Here is a 20968-nt window from a genome sequence, read left to right as displayed (position 1 = left end):
CCTACTTTTAGAATCTTGTCAAGATATTGGATTTATTTTTTTATCTTTTTGGAGAAAAATCTCTTAGCACCTGCTTTAGTTCTTTCAACATTGCTTTTCTTCCTTTGAATCGCTCATCAGCTAACAATCGTTCAAACAACTCCAATTTTTCTTTCCCTAATCCTGCTCGATACTCTTTAAGCACTTCTTCTAATGCGTAAGACTCATCTATCAACAGCCCCCCTTCGCCTAAGCGATGGCTAATCTCGCTCACTTCTTCATAAGCTTGTCGATCCAATCTTCTTTTGTAACTTTCTTGTTTCCTGACTGCATCCAAAATTCGATTTCGAAACTTTGTTTTGAAGTAGGTATAAAATTCCTTATTTTTATTTTCCTTAAAATCAGGGTGATTTTCTAATAATTCATGTAGGCAAATCATTCCCTCTTGATCCCAATCTTCTTTTTCCCATAGATGTAGGTAGTACTCTTTTCGACACTTATGCACGATAGCTTTTACTTCATGGTAACATTTTTCTAACATCATTACCCTCCTTTTCCTTATCCAGTATATCAGTGTTAAGCTCTCCAGATTTCTTTATTCTTTATTTTGCTTTTATAGTTGCCTGAGTTTGTACTTTAGAATTTATGATATTTCTTTTAGATTATTTTTCAGTCTTTTTAGGATATAAAAAGAGACAAGAGTGATGCTCTTGTCTTTTAAAAAATTTATTGGAATAAATCTACAATTGTATCCCAGACGGTTTTTGCCTTTTCTTTAATTTTTGCATCTGAAATAGCTTTTTCTGCTTCATCAATAAGGTTCTGGGCTCGACTTTGAATGTCACTTATAGAGTCATTTGACTGCCCACCACCGTTGTCAGTTGACTGATTCGGGACATTTTCAGGAGCAATACCATTTATTTTATAGGCATTTTCAACTGTGAATGTACTTCCTGGTGTATAAGGAAGAATTGTTTCTGCCATACTTCTAAAAATATGAGCGGCGCCATTTGATGTCGAACCTGCTAGATAATGATTTTCATCGGTTGTCGGGAAACCAAGCCAGTGACTAATGACTACATCTGGCGTATAGCCGATAACCCACTGGTCGCTCGTATACACCGGGTTGAAGGCCGCTTCTGTTGTACCTGTTTTCCCGGCCATAACATAACCATCTGGTGATGAACTTATCCCTGTACCGTTTGTGAATGTCCCTAGCATCATGCTAGTCATTTTATCCGCTACGGATTTATCTATCACTCGTTTTTGAGAATTCTTATGGGTAGCAATGGCTTGACCACTTGCATTTTCAATACGTGTAATAAAATGGGCTTCAGGCATCAAACCTTCGTTTGCGAACGCTGCATAAGCTTGCGCCATTTGCAGTGGACTAGTTTCCACACCACCACCCAGTGCAACACCCAACACATGATCTACATTGGTTAAGTTAAGCCCGAATCTTTCGCCTGATTCAAAAGCCTTGTCAATACCAAGTTCCTTAACCGTGGCTACTGCAGGAAGGTTTAGGGATTCAGCTAAAGCTTGGTACATTGGAACTTCTGGAGATGTTTTGATTCCTGCGTAGTTATCTACCTTGTAATTACCATACTCCATAGTATGATTGTCCAACTCTTTATTTAGAGCCCAACCAGCTTCGACTGCTGGGGTATAGACAACTAAGGGCTTAATAGTTGAACCTGGGCTTCTTTTTGATTGAGTTGCATAGTTGAAATTTCGGAAACCAGCTTTATCATCTCCTGCTACACGACCAACAACTCCTCGAACTCCTCCTGTTTTTGGTTCTAGAGCAACACTGCCCGACTCAGCATGAGTTCCATCTTCTGCGGTTGGAAAGAGAGCTGTGTTTTCATAAATGACCTGCATATTAGCCTGGTAATTCTGATCTAATTCCGTATATATACGATAGCCGTTGTTGACGATTTCTTCTTCTGTTAAGTTATACTTTTCAATCGCTTCATTGACAACCGCGTCAAAATAAGACGGATATCGGTAGTCTGAAACTTTCCCTTCATAAGCATCTTGTAGCTGAGATGCCATGTCAACACCCGAAGCTTCCGCTTCTTTGTCCTTATCAATATAACCAGCAGCCACCATGTTCTGTAAGACGGTATCCCTACGATTGGTTGAATCTTCAATAGAATTCAAAGGGTTATACAATTCCGGCCCCTTGAGCATTCCTGCTAAGGTTGCGGCTTCATCAAGTGTCAGTTGGGAAGCTGAAACCCCGAAGTATTTTTTACTTGCATCTTCAACACCCCAAACTCCATTTCCGAAGTAGGCATTGTTCAAGTACATGGTCAGAATTTCTTTCTTACTATATTTTTTTGTTAACTCCAAAGCTAAAAAGAATTCTTTTGCCTTTCTCTGAACAGTCTGGTCTTGAGAAAGATAGGCATTCTTCGCCAATTGTTGGGTAATTGTGGAGCCCCCACCTGAGCGCCCGCCCGTTACTATTGCTAGGAAGAAACGAGCATAGTTAATACCGTCGTTCTTATAGAAACTTCTATCTTCTGTAGCAATGACTGCATTTTGTAAATCTTCACTGATGTCCGAAAGTTCGACATAGGTGCCTTTTTGACCTGACAAGGCGCCTGCTTCTTTTTCCTCTCTGTCAAAAATCAGAGTGCGAGTTTTTAAAGCGTTTTGCAGGTCGGTAACATTTGTCGATTTTGCTAGAGCAAACAAATAGACCCCAACAAACAAGCTGGCACTAAGCCCAAGAATCAAAAAGATTTTTGTCAGATGATAGCGACGCCAAAATTTTCGAACAGGGCCAATTGCCCCCGCTTTCTTTCGTCCTGCTCTTGAACGCCGTAAATTGCTCGACACACTTTCTTCTTGTTCAATTCCATTCATTTCTGTTTTTTCAATTACAGATTCTTCTTTTTTAAATAAAGAAAGAAATTTTTCAAATAAGGTATCTAATTTCATGCGTATATTTTATCATCTTCCCCATAGGAAGACAAGAATTTTGCTAGTTCCCCTGTCCAAATAAATTGATTTTTGTTACAATATCAGTATGAAATTTACCTTTACGATCCCCAACTCTCTACCCGAAATGACTGTCAAACATTTTCTAGAAGAACAGCTGTTAATACCTAGAAAAATAAGGCACTTTTTGAGAATCAAGAAACACATCCTCATTAATCAAGAAGAAGTCCATTGGCATCAAACGGTCAAGGCTGGAGATGAATGTCAATTGATTTTCGACGAGGAAGATTATCCTACAAAAGAAATTCTCTGGGGAAACCCCAAACTTGTCGAAGAAGTCTATCAAGATCAACATTTAATTATCGTCAATAAACCCGAGGGTATGAAGACACATGGAAATCAGCCAGATGAGATAGCTCTTCTCAATCATGTCAGCGCCTATGTCGGTCAGACATGCTATGTCGTTCATCGCTTGGATATGGAAACAAGCGGTCTCGTACTGTTTGCGAAGAATCCATTCATTCTTCCTATTCTTAATCGCTTATTAGAAAAGAAAGAGATTTCTCGAGAATACTGGGCTCTGGTTGATGGAAGATTAGAGGCTAAGAACTTGATCTTCCGAGATAAAATCGGTCGCAATCGCCACGATCGTAGACAAAGAATTGTGGATCAAAAAAATGGTCAATACGCCGAAACTCATGTAACTCGGTTAAAACTGTTTCAAAACAAAACCAGTCTCGTTCGGTGTAGATTAAAAACAGGACGTACTCATCAGATTCGAGTCCACCTATCTCACCACGGACATCCAATCCTCGGAGACCCTCTCTACAACCAACACTCAAAAAACAAGAGACTGATGCTTCACGCATTTAAACTATCCTTTATCCACCCTCTGACTTTAAATAAATTAAGCTTTACCGCACTCTCAGATACATTTGAAAGAGAATTAAAACAAAATGGATGATTTTATCATCCATTTTTATAGATACAAAAAGCAAGACCGATTGGTCTTGCTTTTTCGACTCAGAAATTATTTAGCAATTTTTGCGAAGTATTCAAGAGTACGAACAAGTTGTGCAGTGTAAGACATTTCGTTGTCATACCATGAAACAACTTTAACCAATTGTTTACCGTCAACATCAAGAACTTTAGTTTGAGTTGCGTCAAACAATGAACCGTAAGCCATTCCTACGATATCTGAAGATACGATTGGATCTTCTGTGTAACCGTATGATTCGTTAGCTGCTGCTTTCATAGCTGCGTTCACTTCATCAACAGTAACGTTCTTTTCAAGAACTGCAACCAATTCAGTAACTGATCCAGTTGGAGTTGGAACGCGTTGTGCAGATCCGTCAAGTTTACCATTCAATTCTGGAATTACAAGACCGATAGCTTTAGCAGCACCAGTTGAGTTAGGAACGATGTTTGCAGCACCAGCGCGAGCACGACGAAGGTCACCACCACGGTGTGGTCCGTCAAGGATCATTTGGTCACCAGTGTAAGCGTGGATAGTAGTCATCAATCCTTCTACAACACCGAAGTTATCTTGAAGAGCTTTAGCCATTGGAGCCAAGCAGTTTGTAGTACATGAAGCACCTGAGATAACTGTTTCAGTTCCATCAAGAACATCGTGGTTAGTGTTAAATACAACTGTTTTAACATCGTTTCCACCAGGAGCAGTGATAACAACTTTCTTAGCGCCACCTGCATGCAAGTGTTTTTCAGCAGCTTCTTTCTTAGCAAAGAAACCAGTCGCTTCAAGAACGATTTCTACACCGTCGTTAGCCCAGTCGATTTGTTCTGGATCACGTTCAGCAGAAACTTTAACGAATTTACCGTTAACTTCGAATCCACCTTCTTTAACTTCCACAGTTCCGTCGAAACGACCTTGAGTTGTGTCATATTTCAACAAGTGTGCAAGCATAACTGGATCTGTAAGGTCGTTGATGCGAGTAACTTCAACACCTTCTACGTTTTGGATACGACGGAAAGCAAGACGACCGATACGACCGAAACCGTTAATACCAACTTTAACTACCATTAGTGATTTCCTCCTTATGAAAATCATGAAAATTTTATTGTGAAAAGAGTAACTTGAATCACTACAAATCACCTTTCAACAAACCTATTATATAACTATTTTAGTTTTATTGCAAGCGCTGACGTTGATTTTCACTTCAGTTTTCTACTTTCTAGATACACAATTTTATATAGATTCCCTTTGTCAAAAGTCTATCAACATGCATCTTTATAGTTATTTACTAAACTTTTTTGTTAAACTTTTAACCTCTTCTATTTTGAAAAACTATAAAAAGAGACAGGATTACTCCTGCCTCTGACTGATAATCAATTATTTAAGACGTCCTGGTCTTTCTTTGTAACCATAGTAAGCATCTTCGATGATTTCTTGCATATGATCAACCATTGGAAGACGTGGGTTTGCAGGTGAACATTGGTCTTCATAAGCAAGGAAGGCTAATTCACGTGAATGCTCTTTCCATTCTTTCTCGTCAACACCTTGTGCTTTGAAGTTCATTTCGATACCTACGCGCTCACCGAGTTCGTAAACAGCTTTAGCATAAGATGCAACTCCTTCTTCTGGAGTAGAAGCTGGGAGTCCAAGCATACGAGCGATATCTTGATATTTCTCATCTGCACGGTAGTAGTTGTACTTAGGCCATGTTGCTGTCTTAGCTGGACGTGTACCGTTGTAGCGGATGACGTATGGAAGCAAGATAGCATTTGTACGACCGTGGATTGTGTGGAATTGCGCACCAATCTTATGAGCCATTGAGTGAGAAATACCTAGGAAGGCATTGGCAAAGGCCATACCTGCGATTGTTGAAGCGTTATGCATTTTCTCACGTGAGTGGAAGTCTGCATTCTTAACTGAGCTTTCAAGGTTTTCAAATACGAGTTTGATCGCTTGAAGAGCAAGACCATCAGTATAGTCGCTAGCCATTTGTGATACATAAGCTTCAGTTGCGTGAGTCAATACGTCCATACCAGTATCAGCAGCAACAAATCCAGGAACTGTCAATACCAAAGCAGGGTCTACGATTGCCACAGTTGGTGTCAATGAGTAGTCAGCGATTGGGTATTTACGGTTATTTGCTTTATCAGAAATAACGGCAAATGGTGTTACTTCAGATCCTGTACCAGATGTTGTTGGGATTGCGATGAATTTAGTCTTCTTACCAAGCAATGGGAATTTGAAGGCACGTTTACGGATATCCATGAATTTTTGGACAAGGTCACGGAAGTCTACTTCTGGTTGTTCGTAGAAGAGCCACATTACTTTAGCAGCATCCATTGGAGATCCACCACCAAGAGCGATGATTGTATCTGGTTTGAAGGAACGCATAATCTCAGTACCACGTTCAACTGTAGTGATATCTGGATCTGGTTCTACATCTGCAAAGATTTGGTAAACAACCTTATTGCGACGAAGGTCAAGTTGTTCGATGATACGATCAAGGAAGCCAAGCTCTACCATAGCGTGGTCAGTAACGATCATGACACGCTCAACGTCACGACATTTTTGAAGGTATTGAATTGAATCACGTTCAAAGTATGTTTTTGAAGGAAGTTTCATCCATTGCATGTTATTTCTCCGTCTTCCGACTTTTTTGATATTCAAGAGGTTAATGGCGCTAACGTTATCCCCAACTGAGTTACGTCCGTAAGAACCACATCCGAGTGTCAATGATGGCAAGAAGGCATTATAAACGTCCCCGATACCACCGAAAGTAGAAGGTGAGTTACAGATAACACGAATAGCTTTAACAGCTTTACCAAATTCTTTAGTCAATTCTTCATCAGCAGTATGGATGGCAGCTGAGTGTCCAAGACCGTTAAATTCAACCATTTGACGAGCTTTAGCAATACCATCTTCGCGGCTTTCAGATTTCAAAACTGCGATAACTGGTGACAATTTTTCACGAGTCAATGGCTCGTTTTCACCAACTTCTTTACATTCTGCAGCAAGAATGTTTGTTCCTTCTGGAACTGTAAATCCTGCTTGTTCTGCAATCCAAGTTGCTGGTTTACCAACGATGTCAGCGTTCAATTTTGCACCTGCACAGTTTTTGCTGTTTGCTTTCACGCCGAAGCAGAATTCTTCAAGAAGAGCTTTTTCTTTTTTGTTTACAAAGTAAGTGTGATAAGATTTGAACTCTGCTACAAATTCATCATAAATTTCTTTATCAATAATAACCGCTTGTTCAGATGCACAGACCATACCATTATCAAATGATTTAGACATGACGATATCGTGAGCAGCTTGGCGAATATTAGCTGATTTTTCAACATAAGCTGGAACGTTTCCGGCACCTACCCCAAGAGCTGGTTTACCACATGAGTATGCAGCTTTAACCATGGCATTCCCACCTGTTGCAAGGATTGTTGCAACACCTTCATGGTTCATCAATGCGCTAGTTGCTTCCATAGATGGTTCAGTAATCCACTGTACACAGTTTTCAGGAGCTCCTGCTTTAATCGCTGCATCACGCACGATTTGAGCAGCGTGAGCTGATGATTCTTGAGCTGATGGGTGGAATGCAAAGACAATAGGATTACGAGTCTTCAATGAAATCAAAGCTTTAAAGATTGCTGTTGAAGTTGGGTTAGTTGTTGGAGTGATACCACAAACAACACCAACTGGTTCAGCGATAAGAGTCAATCCTGTCACATCGTCTTCTTCAATAACACCAACTGTTTTAGTGTGGCGCATGTTGTTTACTACGTGCTCACAGGCAAACAAGTTCTTAGTCGCTTTATCTTCAAATACTCCACGTCCTGTTTCTTCAAAGGCATGTAGAGCCAATTCTCCGTGGGCATCAAGAGCTGCAACTGAAGCTTTTGCTACAATATAATCGACTTGATCTTGGTCAAGTTTACGCATTTCTTCAAGGGCAACCAAAGCTTTTTGCACCAATCCATCGACATGCTTTTCAGCAGCGAGTTTCTTTTCCTCTGGTGTTACAGTTTTTTTATCAGCCATATTTTCCTCCATAGCTTTCAAGGATTGTAAGTCCTTTGTTAAATTTTTCACAATCTTATTATAACTCTTTTTTTAAGATTTGTAAACAGTTTCATAGAAATTTCACAAACTTTTTTTATTCGCTTGTGAAAATAATTTTGCACAGCCCTACCCATACGCTTTTTAGCCCATACTTTGTGAATAATCCCATAAAACTTTTATTTTTCACAAACTTCATTGTAAAAAGGCATTGAAAGGCGTCTCAATTTCCATGTAAGCGCTTTCTACGAGTGCGGTATATAACCCCCTCTAAGAGGAGGTTATTGTACTTGTTGAAAGAGACCTTGTTTAAAATCACCCTCATAGACAACATCTTGCTCAGTAGTCAGTTTCCCTTTGCCTTCAGCTTGCCCATTAACAAAGTCACCTTCATAGACCCAGCCTTCCTTAGCTTGGTAGGTTCCTTTGCCGTTAAACGCGCCATTTTTAAATTCTCCAGTATAGGTATCGCCGTTTGAGAAAGTCATCGTTCCTTTGCCATTCATCTTTCCACGAACAATACTTCCATCATACACTAGTGAATCGCCATCCAATTTTAATACTCCTTGCTTAGGCATATTCCCTACAAATACAAATATCGCGCAAAGAGCTATGACCACTACTGTCGCAATTTCTAAACGAGGACGTGTTATATAGACACTGTATCTATCATAGAGTTTCTTTAAATTATCCATTTTTTGCCTCATTTTCTAAACGTGTTAGCCAAGCTTTACAACCTGTTAAAACCCGATCATAAGTTTCATCAAAATCACCTGTATACCAAGGATCCGGTACACTTTCAGAAGCGAACGCCTCTATCTTGTGTTTTTGGCTTTTAGGACACATCCGAATCAGATCGAGAAGATTGGACTCGTCCATTCCAATGATATAATCAAAATATTCAAAATCATTCTTAGAGATTTGTTGCGATGTTTTTGATGAATCATAAGGAATCTCGTGAGATTTAAAGATTTCTTGAGTCCTTTCGTGAATTGGGTTCCCGTGTTCCCAAGAAGAAGTTGCTCTACTTTCAATCACATAATCATCAGTTAAGGATTTCATCACAAATTCTGCCATAGGACTTCGGCAAATATTACCAAGGCAAACAAAAACAATCTTTTTCATCATTATTCCTTATCATCATAGAAAAACGGGAATGAGATCCACCCCGTTTTATTCTTCAATCGCGCTTTCGCCTTCGACAACTGTACCTTCAGCTGTTACAGCTTCTTTCAGTGGCAAGACAGATTTGATCGCTCCAAGTTCAAAAGTCAAGTAAACTCCGTCTACATCAAGTACGATTGTTTTGTTTTGGGTATCAACTTCATCAACTGTACCGTATAAACCACCGATAGTTATTACTTCGTAGCCTTTTTGAAGTTTGTTGAGACTCTCCATGCGTTTTTCAGCTTGTTTCTTTTGAGAACGTTGCATAAAGAACATCAAGGCAAACATCCCTACAAGCATAATCACAAATGTTAAATTTGCATTCATTGTATTTTCTCCTTTGTAATTCAGATAAAACTACTATAACAAATTTTAAGTGTTTTTACAAGATTAGACCATGCTTTTATATCAAGAAAGAGGCTGGGACAAAAATTCCCAACCTCGACTTTTTTAGCAATATGCCTCTAGATTATTTCAAGTTATTCACAAGTTCTACAAGGTTTTCAACTGTAAATCCGTACTCTGCTAAAACTTTTGGTGCTGGGGCAGAAGCTCCAAAGGTATCAATACCAAGAACTGCTCCATCAAGACCAACGTATTTATACCAGTTTTGAGTTGCTCCCATTTCGACTGCTACACGACGACGGACAGCATTTGGTAGGATTTCTTCTTTGTATGCTGCATCTTGCGCATCAAAGACATCTGTAGATGGCATGCTGATCACGCGCACCTTGCTACCTTGACTTGCCAATTCTTTGGCGGCTGCGACAGCCAGATTAACCTCTGAACCAGTGGCAATCAAGATAGTGTCGAAGTCTGCTGCATTTTCATAAACGACATAAGCACCTTTCGCAACCTTGTCAAAGTCTGTTCCTTCCTCAACAGTCAAGTTTTGACGAGTCAAGACAAGAACAGTCGGTGTTTTCTCGCTTTTGACTGCTTGATACCAAGCTGCTTGTGTTTCACGTGCATCAGCAGGACGGAAGACATTAAGGTTTGGCATAGCACGAAGACCTGCCAAGTGTTCAATCGGTTCATGAGTTGGACCATCTTCACCAACTGCGATTGAATCGTGAGTGAAGACATAAGTAACTGGAAGACCTTGTAAGGCTGACAATCGAACAGCTGCTTTAAGGTAATCTGAGAATACGAAGAAAGTTCCTCCGTAAACACGAAGTCCACCGTGAAGAGCCATTCCGTTCAAGACAGTACCCATTGCAAATTCACGAACACCAAACTGGATGTTGCGATTTAAGCGATTTGTATCATCTTGAAGCCCATCAGTTTTGATGTAAGTCATATTTGAATGAGCGAGGTCAGCTGATCCACCAAGGAAGGTTGGCAATTTAGCAGCCACAACATTCAAGGCATCCTGGCTTGAGTTACGAGTCGCTTGAGAGAAGCCATTTTCTAAAGCTGGGAAGTCTTCTGGCGTCAATTCAACTGGATCGCGTCCTTCGATGATTGCTTCCACTTCTGTAGCAAGTTCTGGATGAGCTTCTTTATAATCTGCAACTAGTTTTGCCCAGGCTTCATAGGCTGAAACACCACGGTCTGCAACATTTTCTTTAAAGTCTGCGTATACTTCTGCTGGAATTTCAAACGGTTCGTAGTTCCAACCAAGTGCTTGGCGAGTTGCTGCAGTTTCATCAGCTCCAAGAGGAGCACCGTGCACAGCGTTAGTCCCTTGTTTGTTTGGAGAACCATAACCAATAACTGTTTTCACTTCAATCAAAGATGGTTTTCCTGAAGTCTTAGCTTCTTCAATAGCTGCATGAATAGCCTCAAGGTCTGTTCCATCTTCTACCAAGGCTGTATGCCAACCATAAGCATTGTAACGATCGCGGACACTTTCTGTGAAAGAATCTTTTGTCTCACCATCCAAGTTGATATCATTTGAATCATAAAGAACAACCAACTTGTCAAGCTTTTGCAAGCCTGCATAAGAAGCAGCTTCACTTGAGACACCTTCCATCAAGTCACCATCTCCACAGATAACGTAAGTGTAGTGGTCAAAGATGTTATAACCTTCGCGGTTATACTTGGCTGCAAGGAAACGTTCTGCTTGTGCAAAACCTGTCGCAGTCGCAATCCCTTGTCCTAGAGGACCTGTTGTTGCATCAACCCCTGCAGTATGACCAAATTCTGGGTGACCTGGTGTTTTAGAACCCCATTGACGGAAGTTCTTCACTTCATCCATACTCACATCTTCAAAACCAGAAAGGTGAAGGAGGGCATAGAGGAGCATTGAACCATGACCCGCTGAGAGAATAAAGCGGTCGCGGTTAATCCAGTTTGGTTGGGCTGGATTGATACGGAGATTTTTTGTAAAAAGACTGTAGGCCATCGGTGCAGCTCCCATAACCACCCCTGGGTGACCTGAGTTGGCTTTATTGATAGCGTCAATACCTAGAAAACGAATCGCATTAACAGATAGATTTGACATAGAATTTCCTTTCTCTTTGAGGTGATAGGTCTATCACATATTCTATTTGTACTATTATATGAAAATTATCCGTATCGTGCAACATACGGATAACCTCCAGAAAAAATTTTTATATTAAAGCAAGGCTTTGAATTGGATATTTGAGTCTTGTTCGAAGCAGTCATCAAAACCACGTGGGTGATGATATTCTATTAAGTGTTGGTCTTGAGGATAAGTGTATTTTCCACCAACTTCCCAGATAAATGGATGGAAATCGTATTGTAAGCGATCTTTTCTCATTTTCCAAAGTTCTAGGATTTCATTCGTAGAAGCCATGAAGTTAGACCAGATATCATAGTGAACTGGGATAATAACTTTAGCACGTAGATTTTCTGCCATGCGAAGTAGGTCGATAGAGGTCATTTTATCTTGGATACCAACTGGGTTTTCACCATAGTTATTCAAAGCAACATCAATTTTGAAGTCTTTACCATGTTTCGCAAAGTAGTTTGAGAAGTGAGAATCCGCACCATGATAAATGGTTCCACCTGGTGTTTCAAAGACATAGTTAACAGCCTTTTGAGCCATTTCTTCATCTGTAACAGCTAAACCAGCAAGTTCGCCACCTGTCTCATCAGCACCGTTCACTGGTAGTGTTACCAAGCAAGTACGGTCAAATGATTCTACCGCATGAATCTTCATGTCTTTTAGTTCAATAGTATCACCTGGTTTGACAACGATGATGCGTTCTTTTGGAACACCCCATCCTTCCCAGATTCGTCCACAATGGTAAGGACCGATAAACTTAACATGTTCTAACTTAGGATTATTGAGAATTGCTGCAGCTGTGTATGGGTCGATATGGTCACTATGGAAGTGTGAAACCAAGTAGTAGTCGAGTTCATTGATAGCAAATGGATCGATAACCATTGGCTGAACACGTAAGTTTGGTTGCAATTTACGAACACCTGCCATATTTGCCATTTGGTGTCCGCGAACCATATCTTTCACTTTTTTGGTTGATTTTCCACGGTTTGACCAAAGATCCATGACAACGTTAGCACCACCTGGTGTTTTAATCCAAGTACCACAGTTGCCTAGCCACCACATGGCAAAGTTTCCTTCAGGAACGACTTCTTCTTCGATTTCTTCGTTCAACCATGTTCCCCACTCTGGGAAAGTAGCTAAAATCCATGATTCTCTTGTAATTTCTTTTACGTTTGGCATTTGAAATCCTCCATATTTTGTTCAAGTATTCATTTCATACTTAGTATAACACCGACCGAAATATTAAAAAAGACCAAGAAAAACACAGGTTTGTGTTCATCATTGGACTGTGATATTTATGATTCATCTAAAAAAGCTTGGATGACTAATTCTTGGTTGATTAAGAGTTGAATTTCTTCCTGTAATTTTGCTGCAGCGTGTTTATCAGATATATAGGTAGCAATAATTGTTGAGAGATTATCCTTGAAGGTTCGACCATCTTTTCGAAGAACCTTATTTTTCATAAAGTCTGTTATGCGTAAAATATCTTCTGCCTCAAGTATAGGATTTACCTTTAGCACTGGGAAGCGACTCTCAAGCTCATCATTTGTTGTAATAAGCAAGTCAACCTGAGTAATATCCTCCACGCTTTTAAACTGCTCAGTGGTAAAGACTGCACCTATTTGTTCATTTGGAAGATAGAAGCGACATTGTTTAAGTAAGAGTTTAGAAACGCCCACTCCTTCATCACACACAATATAAATCTTCTTAGTATTGTTTTGAATCGATGGAGTATACTTTAAAAATCCTCCAACATGAATGGTCAAATAGGCAATCTCATCATCCGTCAATCGAATCTGCCAGGCTTCTTCCAGCACTTCAGCACATTTTTTTGTAATCACGAAAAGCTCACTATACTTGGAACGAATCTGCCGAGTTAAAGGATTTTTTGAGAAGATCCCATAATTTTTTCTAAATAGTAGAGCCTTACAATGAATCACGAGATTCCTCAACAAGTCTTCTTTCTGTTCAATCTCCATTCTGGTTTGGGATTCAAAATACCAAATAAACTCTTCTAAAGCCATTCTCAAATGCTGAAAATCTTTACTTTCTGCATGGATGTCTCGATCTTTTCGATAGGATAACAAAAGAATGGCTAATAGAGATCTATCTAATTCTGAAAATGAGATTCCAAATGTTTCAAACAAGCGCTCTCCTAGTTTTTTGGATACCTGATATTCAATTCTCTTTCGAATCAATGAAAATTCTTGTTCAATTTCTTTATGCTTATCCTGATTATTAGTAACGGTATCACATCCAAGTAGAAGATAAGGGAGGACCTGTAACATAAAAGTGACTTCGTGATGGTTTATTTTTTTCCCCAAATCCTGCTCAACTAGTGGAACTTGTTTTTTTAGAAATTGATTGACCTCATCAGAAAGAAGCATCTCATCTTCTAATCGCTCCTTGATTTTCTCCTCTAAAATAGCTACAAAAGCTGGATTTTCTTCCATAAAGACATGATAGAGAAGGGATTGAAGATACTGGATTTTATTAAGAGGGTGTGCATTCAAGTAGTAACCGCGAGATTTACTAACTTGAAGCGTTACTTGATACTGCTCCAAGGTTAGCTGGTAACGAATGCTATTTAAGTCATTAAGGACTGTATTTCGAGAGACTTCTGTTAATTCCATGAGTTTTTCAAGCGTGATTCTCTCTTTGGAAATACCAATCAGAAGGAGCATCAGCTGCATCCGCTCATTGGCACTCATGATGTAATCATAAGAATCAACTTCGTCTAATAATTGACGACAAGCTTCTCTTTGTTCCTCGGTTAAATGGATACCAATCCGAGGCAGACTGATGATGTGCAAATTCTCATCATCCAGAGCATCATTGATTTTATCAATGTGATAGTAGATTTTTCTTCGAGATTGAGCTAGATCTTTTGAAATCGTCATAATCGTTTTGGACGTTTCTTGATCCATCAAATATTGAAGCAAGTCACAGCTCGCCTTATCTAAAACCATAATTCATACTCCTCTATTTGTCAATCGCTTCCAAAACAACTTTATAATGGTATCACATTTGTACAGACTTTGCAATTATATGCTGTAAACTCTTACCATTGGATATTTACAACTACAAAAGCGAGGCTTGGATCGCAAGGTCCTAGCCTCTTTTCAATTCATTTTCTTATTTCTTTTGACCATAATAAGCATTTGGTCCATGCTTACGTTGGTAGTGTTTTTCTAGGATGTACTGGGGAGCAGGTTCAACCCTTGGATTGATTTGCTCTGTGAAGCGATTCATCTTAGATACTTCCTCTAGTACAACAGAGTGATAGACAGCATTCTCTGGATTCTTGCCCCAAGTGAACGGTCCATGATTACGTACAACAATTCCTGGAACTTCAACTGGGTTAAGACCACGACGTTCAAACTCTTCCACGATGACCAGACCAGTATCTTTTTCATAGGCTACTTCTACTTCATCCTTGGTCAAACTACGGGCGCAAGGGATTGAACCGTAGAAATAATCCGCATGAGTTGTTCCGTAGAAAGGAATATCACGACCTGCCTGAGCCCAACCAACAGCTTCTGTCGAATGGGTATGGACCACACTAGCAATCTCTGGCCAAGCCTTATATAACTGCACATGAGTTGGAAGGTCCGAAGATGGTCTTAAATCTCCTTCTAGAACCTTTCCATCTAGGTCAGTCACCACCATGTTTTCAGGGGTCAATTCGTCATAATCTACGCCTGATGGTTTGATAACAATGACACCGAGTTCGCGATTGACTTCAGATACATTACCCCAGGTAAATTTGACAAGTCCATGTTTTGGCAATGATTGATTGGCATCACAGACTCGTTTACGCATAGCATTGATTACTTGATTCATCTTACATCAAACCTGCTTTCTTAATTAGTGGGTAGAGAAAGGCTTGGGCCTCTTGAATGGCTGCGCGTGTTTCTTCTACAGTTTCACAATTTTCAGACCACATTTCGATTAGGAAAGGTCCATTATAATTGGTTTGCTTTAAAATATCGAAAGCTTCTTCCCATTTGACACAACCTTGCCCAAAAGGTACATCTCGGAATTGGCCCTTTGAACTTTCTGTCACTGCATAAGTATCCTTGAGATGGAGAGCTGCAATAGCATGATGGCCGAGATAAAACTCACTGTAGACATCATTATGCCATGCAGACACATTCCCAATATCTGGATAGACAAAGAGGTAGGGAGAGTCAATCTCTTTCTCTACAGCCAAGTATTTTTCGATGCTATTGATGAAAGGATCATCCATAATTTCAATAGCAAGTACCACCTGAGCTTCTTCAGCCCAGTCACAAGCTTTTCTCAAATTTTTGATAAAACGTTGGCGTGTCTGGGGGGACTTTTCCTCATAGTAAACGTCGTAACCAGCTAGTTGAATAGTACGAACTCCTAAGTCTTGGGCTAGTTCGATACATTTTTTCATGAGTTCCAGAGATTTTTCCTCTAAAATTGGATCATTTGATCCCAATGGGTAGCGACGATGACCTGAAAAACAGATAGAAGGAATACGAACACCAGTTTCATAGATCGCTTTGACAACTTCCAAGCGTTCTTCCTTGCTCCAGTCCAGTCTTGCTAAACGCTCGTCACGTTCATCAATAGACATCTCGACAAAATCAAAGCCTAACTCCTTGGCAAAATTTAAACGTTCTAGCCAAGTAAAGTGTGTCGGGGTTGCCTTTTCATAAATTCCAATTGGACGTGCCATGGTTTACCCCCAAATTCGTTTGATTTCATCCTTGAAGGCACGCGCTGCTCCTGCTGGATCCGCAGCCTCTGTAATTCCACGACCTGCGATAAAGGTAAAGACATCAACGCCTTCAAAGAGTTTGAGAGTATCTACATCTAGACCACCTGTTACAGAAACTCGGAAGCCCATGTCAATGAGTTTTTTAACCTTATTAAGGTCTTTTTCACCCCAAGTTTCACCAGCAAGAAGGGCATCACGAGATTGGTGATAGATAGCTTGTGAGATACCTGCATCTAGCCAAAGCTGAGCTTGTTCAAAAGTCCAATCACCATAAAGCTCGATCTGGATTTCGCCTCGGTCCCCACGTTCAGCCTTGATAGCCTTTAGAGCTGCTTTCATAGTAGGGATGGTTGCACAACAGATACAAGTCATCCAATCTGCCCCACGAACGGCATTATTTTTGGCAACTGTTCCACCAGCATCGGCACATTTTGTGTCTGCCACAATAATCTTATCTGGGAAAAGGCTGCGCAAAACTTCAACCAGTTCACTTCCAACTTGAAGCAAGCAAACAGTTCCAGCTTCGATAATATCTACTTCATGACCAACAGAAACAGCTGCTTTAATCGCGCCTTGCAAGTCTGAATGGTCTAATGCAACTTGTAAATTAGGTATTCTTTTTGTCATCTCTTTATTCCTCTTTCTAACTTTCCAAATCCAATCCTTCGAGATAAGGGCTATCCTTAGATTCTTCAATCATCGCCAAGACATCTTCTTTAGTCTGGCAAGCCTGTAAACGTGCAATAGAATCTTCTAATTCAAATAAGGCAATGATCTGTGGAATGGCTACACTTGTGTGAATTTTTGAACTTGTTGCTGCTAGTGCCAACAAAACTGAGACCTCTTTCCCATCTGAAAATACAACCGGATTTTGTAAGGTAATCAATGAAAAGGCATCTCTTTGCACTCCAGCTTCAGGTCTAGCATGGGGCATAGCCATACCTGGCATCAAGATATAGTAAGGGCCATACTCTTCAGTCGATTCGATAATAGCATCGTAATACTCTGGCAAAATTGCTCCACTATCAATCAAGGGATCTACTGCTACCTTGACTGCTTCTTTCCAGTCTTTAGCTTCTAAACCCAGTCGGATCGAGTCGTTTTCAATTAAAGCTTGTTTTAAATTCATATCTGCCTCCTTTATTTAAAGAGGGAGAAGGACAGAAACGATGACTATCAGTTTCTGTCCAGCCCCCTCCAACCTTTTACTGTAGTGCTTGACTGAGTTTTTCAGTGATTTCTTTATCATCCATCAAGTTGTCAAGGCCAATTAACTTCCCATTAGTCCGACCTTCCAATTCTTGGATCAAATGAAGAGAAGCGATTACGATGTCATAGCCTGCTGCTAAACCTTTAGCTTCACCGACACTGCATGAATTGACTGTAAAATCTGTTTGATTAAGCTTGCGGAGGGCATTTTCAACCTTCATCTTGATAACCATAGATGAACCCATTCCATTTCCGCACGCTGCTAATACTTTAACCATTTTATTTCTCCTTTTCTAGACACTAAGCTTCTTCTTGAACTTCACCCTTGTAGTATTTTTCTTTATCTTTTGCTTTGGCAAATTGAAGTTGAGGAATAACAAGCAAGAAGAGACATACAAGTACATAACCAACAATACCGAGGTATTTGAAGATGTATCCAAATCCAAGCCATGGGAATTCAAAGTCAATGTTTCCATGGTAACCACCATAAGATGCCAAATCAAGAAGGGCTACACAGAGAGCTCCTAGAGCAACTTGGAGGACACCTGAGATGAAGGACAGGATAACAGCTGCTTTCCAGCCACCACGTTTATCAGCGTAGACTGCAATTGCTGCGTTATCAAAGAACACTGGTACAAATCCTGTAATAATAAGGATAGGGCTTTTAAAGACGATGAGCAAGACAATTGTAATCAATTGACCAATCAAACCAAAGGCAAATCCAGACAAAACAGCGTTTGGAGAACCAAATCCATAAGAAGCTGCAACGTCAACCGCTGGGAATGAACCTGGCAACAATTTGTTTGAAATACCTTGGAAGGCGTTTGTCAACTCAGATACGAACATGCGGACACCTTGCATCAAAACGAACAAGTAAACTGAGAAGGTGAAGGCTGTTTGGATAATGTACATAAAGAAATCTTGTTTAGCAGGATTGAATAGAGTTCCTGAAGTGATGACTTCTTTGTTAGACATAATGTCTGGACCCAAGATTAAAAGAATGGCTCCGAAGAATACGAGCATCAAGGTAGCAGATGCAACAACTGTATCGTGGAAAATTGAGAGGAATTTAGGCAATTTAAGATTGTCTAGACTTTCTTCTTTCTTACCAAAGCGTCCTGCCACTTTATCTACAAACCAGATTGCAAATTGTTGTTGGTGACCAATCGCAAATCCGCCACCACCAGTCAAGCGTTGAGTTGCCTCAACAGTCATATTTGAACTAACTGCCCAGTAAAGGCCACAGATGATACCGATAGCTGCTGTACCATAAGCATTGCGCAATTGTGGAACTAAGAATAGAACCATAAGAGATACAGTCGCAGCTTGTTGTACCATGATGTGACCAGTAATAAAGAGGGTTCTTACTTTCGTGATCTTGCGTAGAGCTACAAGCAAGATATTTACTCCAAAACCGATCAATAGAGCTGTAGTTGCAGTTCCAACGAAATCTGGAAACTCTGCTGCAATTTTGTTGTTTGCTGCAGCAAGTCCAAAGTAAGGGTCAATAACCGCTGCACCGATTTGGAATTTGTAGTTAAGGGCTGCCAAGATTGGACGGAAGGTTGTAACCAAACCACCAGCACCCACGTTGAGCAACATATACCCTACTGTTGCTTTAACGAAACCTGAGAAAACGTCATGAGCAGGTTTTTTCAAAAGTGCATATCCTATTAGCACCAATAAACCTACGAAAAATGCGGGATTCTGCAAAATATTGCTAGAAAACCAATTTAGAACACTTGAAATGACTTCCATAATTGTTCTCCTTTTGAATTGTTTTTGTAAGTTTATTATATAATTTGAAAACGGAAACAAAAAGACCAAGAATTACACAGCGGACTGTTCACTCTTGGACTGTATGATTTATAATATTTTACGGATTATCTGATTTTCTTGTAGCTAGATAAAATGGAAGAATTTTGTCATAAGATTTCAGTAGAGCTTTTACGATTTCTTCTTCAGATGAATTTGCAGTCACCGGAACATCTGCCTTCACTAAAACTTTGCGGACTTCCTGATAGGCGATTTTTTCTTTTAAAACTTGGCGATTTTCCTCAGTAGCCTCCATCTTTTGACTTTCTCCATCTGAGTAGACTAGATAGTAAATCCCTTCTACCACTGGAACTTCTAAGACCTTGGCTTGTTTGTCTAATGTTCGCTCATCCTTCTTACGTTCAATAAAACTCACTTCTAGTGAAACTCCAAAATCAGAAGGGCTTCCATACAAACGAAGGGCCAACATAGGCTCAACCTCCCTTATCTAGCAAAAGAGAGTGGGACAGAAATCGGTAATTCGTTAGAATTCGATCTCGTCGTCCCACCTCCGCACAGTTGAGTAGGGCTGTAAAAGCTGATGAAATCAGCTTAGTAGAGCCCCCTCAACCACTGCGTCTTGCTCGACAATCCATAGACAATTGAGAGGCTAGGAATTTTGTCCCAGCCTCTTCTATTTTATTCTGTATCCACGACAACGTAACGATTTGGTTCATCACCTTCTGAATAACTAGTGACACCTTCCATACGTGAGATGATACGATGGATAATTTTACGTTCGCTACTAGACATTGGATCAGTCACCTGACTACGTCCCTCTTCTAAGACACGTGTAGCTAATTTTTGTGCATAACTCTGTAACACTTCTGCACGATGTTCTACATAATCATTCACGTTGATAGTAATGTAGAAAGTTTTTGAATAACGATTGTAGAGGTAGTTTTGTGCCAAAAGTTGAAGGGATTTCAAAACCTTACCATGGTAACCAATGATACGGCCTGGCTCATTTGTATCAATTTGCATATTGATCGAACGACGATTAGAGGTGCTAGAAATAGTTCCCTCAACATCCATATCATCAATAATCGCCTGGACGTAGCTAGTGACCTCTTCGACAACCTTTTCTGTATCATAAGTTGGCTCGACTTTTAAACCAAGATTTTCTAATTCACTGTCTTTTTCAGCATCAACTTCATCTTGAGTTTCTTCAGGTTGCAATTCCTTTAAAACTTCAATATGCCCTGTTTCTTCTAAAATCGTGCTAGCTTCTTTATCATTCTTAAGAATTTCAGCCTTGACTTCTTCAGAAATTTCTTGGCCTTCTTCTTCAATTTTCTTGATAGCTGCAACTACATGTCCCAAATCAACTGTCGCTTCGCTGACTGTTTTAACTGGATCATTTTGATCATTAATTTCTTTTGGAACACCTTTGATGGCTTGCTGATTTGCCTTTACAACGGTTGTCTCACTGATTGCTTCGATATCAACTTGAGCTGGTTTTTTACCAAAAAGCCCAAAAAATCCTTTTTTCTCTCTCGAAACAACTTTGATATGAGCCTTCATTCTTGGAATATTTAATTCATTCAATCCATTTTGGATTGCTTCTTCAACTGTTGAACCTGTAAATAATACCATTATCAGA

Annotated in this window: 18 protein-coding genes and 1 pseudogene; 1 reads left to right on the top strand and 18 read right to left on the bottom strand. The window is 40.0% G+C overall.

The window, feature by feature from the left end:
- Nucleotides 1-40: 40 nt before the first annotated feature.
- Both AB2B47_RS07125 and pbp2a read right to left on the bottom strand, forming a co-directional pair.
- The gene (locus AB2B47_RS07125; RefSeq protein ID WP_033686043.1) at nt 41-523 is read right to left on the bottom strand and encodes a sigma-70 RNA polymerase sigma factor region 4 domain-containing protein; all 483 of its coding nucleotides are present in this window, start codon (nt 521-523) and stop codon (nt 41-43) included.
- A gap of 182 nt (nt 524-705) precedes the next feature.
- Complete coding sequence (gene pbp2a / locus AB2B47_RS07120) at nt 706-2931, bottom strand: penicillin-binding protein PBP2A (RefSeq protein ID WP_320693948.1); 2226 nt, start codon at nt 2929-2931, stop codon at nt 706-708.
- A gap of 88 nt (nt 2932-3019) precedes the next feature.
- Between pbp2a and AB2B47_RS07115 the strand changes: the two genes are divergently transcribed.
- Nucleotides 3020-3895, top strand: a complete 876-nt coding sequence (locus AB2B47_RS07115) for an RluA family pseudouridine synthase (protein WP_320693947.1) — start codon at nt 3020-3022, stop codon at nt 3893-3895.
- Nucleotides 3896-3961: 66 nt separating this feature from the next.
- On the opposite strand, the gene gap is transcribed toward AB2B47_RS07115, so the two are convergent.
- The 16 genes and pseudogenes from gap to jag form a co-directional block, all read right to left on the bottom strand.
- The gene (gene gap / locus AB2B47_RS07110) at nt 3962-4972 is read right to left on the bottom strand and encodes a type I glyceraldehyde-3-phosphate dehydrogenase (protein WP_320693946.1); all 1011 of its coding nucleotides are present in this window, start codon (nt 4970-4972) and stop codon (nt 3962-3964) included.
- A 309-nt stretch (nt 4973-5281) separates the two neighbouring features.
- On the bottom strand, nt 5282-7933 hold the full coding sequence (gene adhE / locus AB2B47_RS07105; protein WP_320693945.1) for a bifunctional acetaldehyde-CoA/alcohol dehydrogenase: 2652 nt from the start codon (nt 7931-7933) through the stop codon (nt 5282-5284).
- Nucleotides 7934-8232: 299 nt separating this feature from the next.
- The gene (locus AB2B47_RS07100) at nt 8233-8646 is read right to left on the bottom strand and encodes an MORN repeat-containing protein (RefSeq protein ID WP_320693944.1); all 414 of its coding nucleotides are present in this window, start codon (nt 8644-8646) and stop codon (nt 8233-8235) included.
- A complete protein-coding gene (locus AB2B47_RS07095; RefSeq protein ID WP_320693943.1) occupies nt 8639-9076 on the bottom strand; it encodes a low molecular weight protein-tyrosine-phosphatase in 438 nt (145 codons plus the stop codon). The genes AB2B47_RS07100 and AB2B47_RS07095 overlap by 8 nt, the downstream gene beginning before the upstream one ends.
- A 48-nt stretch (nt 9077-9124) precedes the next feature.
- A complete protein-coding gene (gene yajC, locus AB2B47_RS07090; protein WP_320693942.1) occupies nt 9125-9445 on the bottom strand; it encodes a preprotein translocase subunit YajC in 321 nt (106 codons plus the stop codon).
- Nucleotides 9446-9587: 142 nt separating this feature from the next.
- The gene (gene tkt / locus AB2B47_RS07085; protein WP_320693941.1) at nt 9588-11564 is read right to left on the bottom strand and encodes a transketolase; all 1977 of its coding nucleotides are present in this window, start codon (nt 11562-11564) and stop codon (nt 9588-9590) included.
- A 114-nt stretch (nt 11565-11678) separates the two neighbouring features.
- Nucleotides 11679-12770 carry an L-ascorbate 6-phosphate lactonase gene (gene ulaG / locus AB2B47_RS07080; RefSeq protein ID WP_006153413.1) on the bottom strand — a complete coding sequence of 364 codons (1092 nt, stop codon included), beginning with the start codon at nt 12768-12770 and terminating at the stop codon, nt 11679-11681.
- 116 nt (nt 12771-12886) lie between these two features.
- The gene (locus AB2B47_RS07075) at nt 12887-14560 is read right to left on the bottom strand and encodes a BglG family transcription antiterminator (RefSeq protein WP_320693940.1); all 1674 of its coding nucleotides are present in this window, start codon (nt 14558-14560) and stop codon (nt 12887-12889) included.
- Nucleotides 14561-14726: 166 nt separating this feature from the next.
- The gene (locus AB2B47_RS07070; protein WP_006153388.1) at nt 14727-15434 is read right to left on the bottom strand and encodes an L-ribulose-5-phosphate 4-epimerase; all 708 of its coding nucleotides are present in this window, start codon (nt 15432-15434) and stop codon (nt 14727-14729) included.
- A 1-nt stretch (nt 15435) separates the two neighbouring features.
- On the bottom strand, nt 15436-16299 hold the full coding sequence (locus AB2B47_RS07065; RefSeq protein WP_320693939.1) for an L-ribulose-5-phosphate 3-epimerase: 864 nt from the start codon (nt 16297-16299) through the stop codon (nt 15436-15438).
- A gap of 3 nt (nt 16300-16302) precedes the next feature.
- Nucleotides 16303-16968: a 3-keto-L-gulonate-6-phosphate decarboxylase UlaD gene (locus tag AB2B47_RS07060; protein ID WP_006153402.1), complete on the bottom strand. Its 666-nt coding sequence runs from the start codon at nt 16966-16968 to the stop codon at nt 16303-16305.
- A gap of 16 nt (nt 16969-16984) precedes the next feature.
- A complete protein-coding gene (locus tag AB2B47_RS07055) occupies nt 16985-17470 on the bottom strand; it encodes a PTS sugar transporter subunit IIA (RefSeq protein WP_006153415.1) in 486 nt (161 codons plus the stop codon).
- 76 nt (nt 17471-17546) lie between these two features.
- Nucleotides 17547-17828 (bottom strand): PTS sugar transporter subunit IIB, encoded by a 282-nt coding sequence (locus AB2B47_RS07050; RefSeq protein ID WP_000241466.1) that lies wholly within the window; start codon nt 17826-17828, stop codon nt 17547-17549.
- A gap of 22 nt (nt 17829-17850) precedes the next feature.
- Nucleotides 17851-19308 carry a PTS ascorbate transporter subunit IIC gene (locus AB2B47_RS07045; protein WP_006153412.1) on the bottom strand — a complete coding sequence of 486 codons (1458 nt, stop codon included), beginning with the start codon at nt 19306-19308 and terminating at the stop codon, nt 17851-17853.
- 118 nt (nt 19309-19426) lie between these two features.
- Nucleotides 19427-19801, bottom strand: a pseudogene (locus AB2B47_RS07040) (HI_0552 family protein); the annotation flags it as partial.
- A 203-nt stretch (nt 19802-20004) separates the two neighbouring features.
- Nucleotides 20005-20961 (bottom strand): RNA-binding cell elongation regulator Jag/EloR, encoded by a 957-nt coding sequence (jag, locus tag AB2B47_RS07035; protein ID WP_006153345.1) that lies wholly within the window; start codon nt 20959-20961, stop codon nt 20005-20007.
- Between the last annotated feature and the right edge of the window lie 7 nt (nt 20962-20968).

This window comes from Streptococcus wuxiensis (assembly GCF_040888245.1).
Classification (GTDB): domain Bacteria; phylum Bacillota; class Bacilli; order Lactobacillales; family Streptococcaceae; genus Streptococcus; species Streptococcus wuxiensis.
The sequence above is the reverse complement of the archived record's forward strand: the minus strand, read 5'-3'. Positions and strand labels throughout refer to the sequence as shown.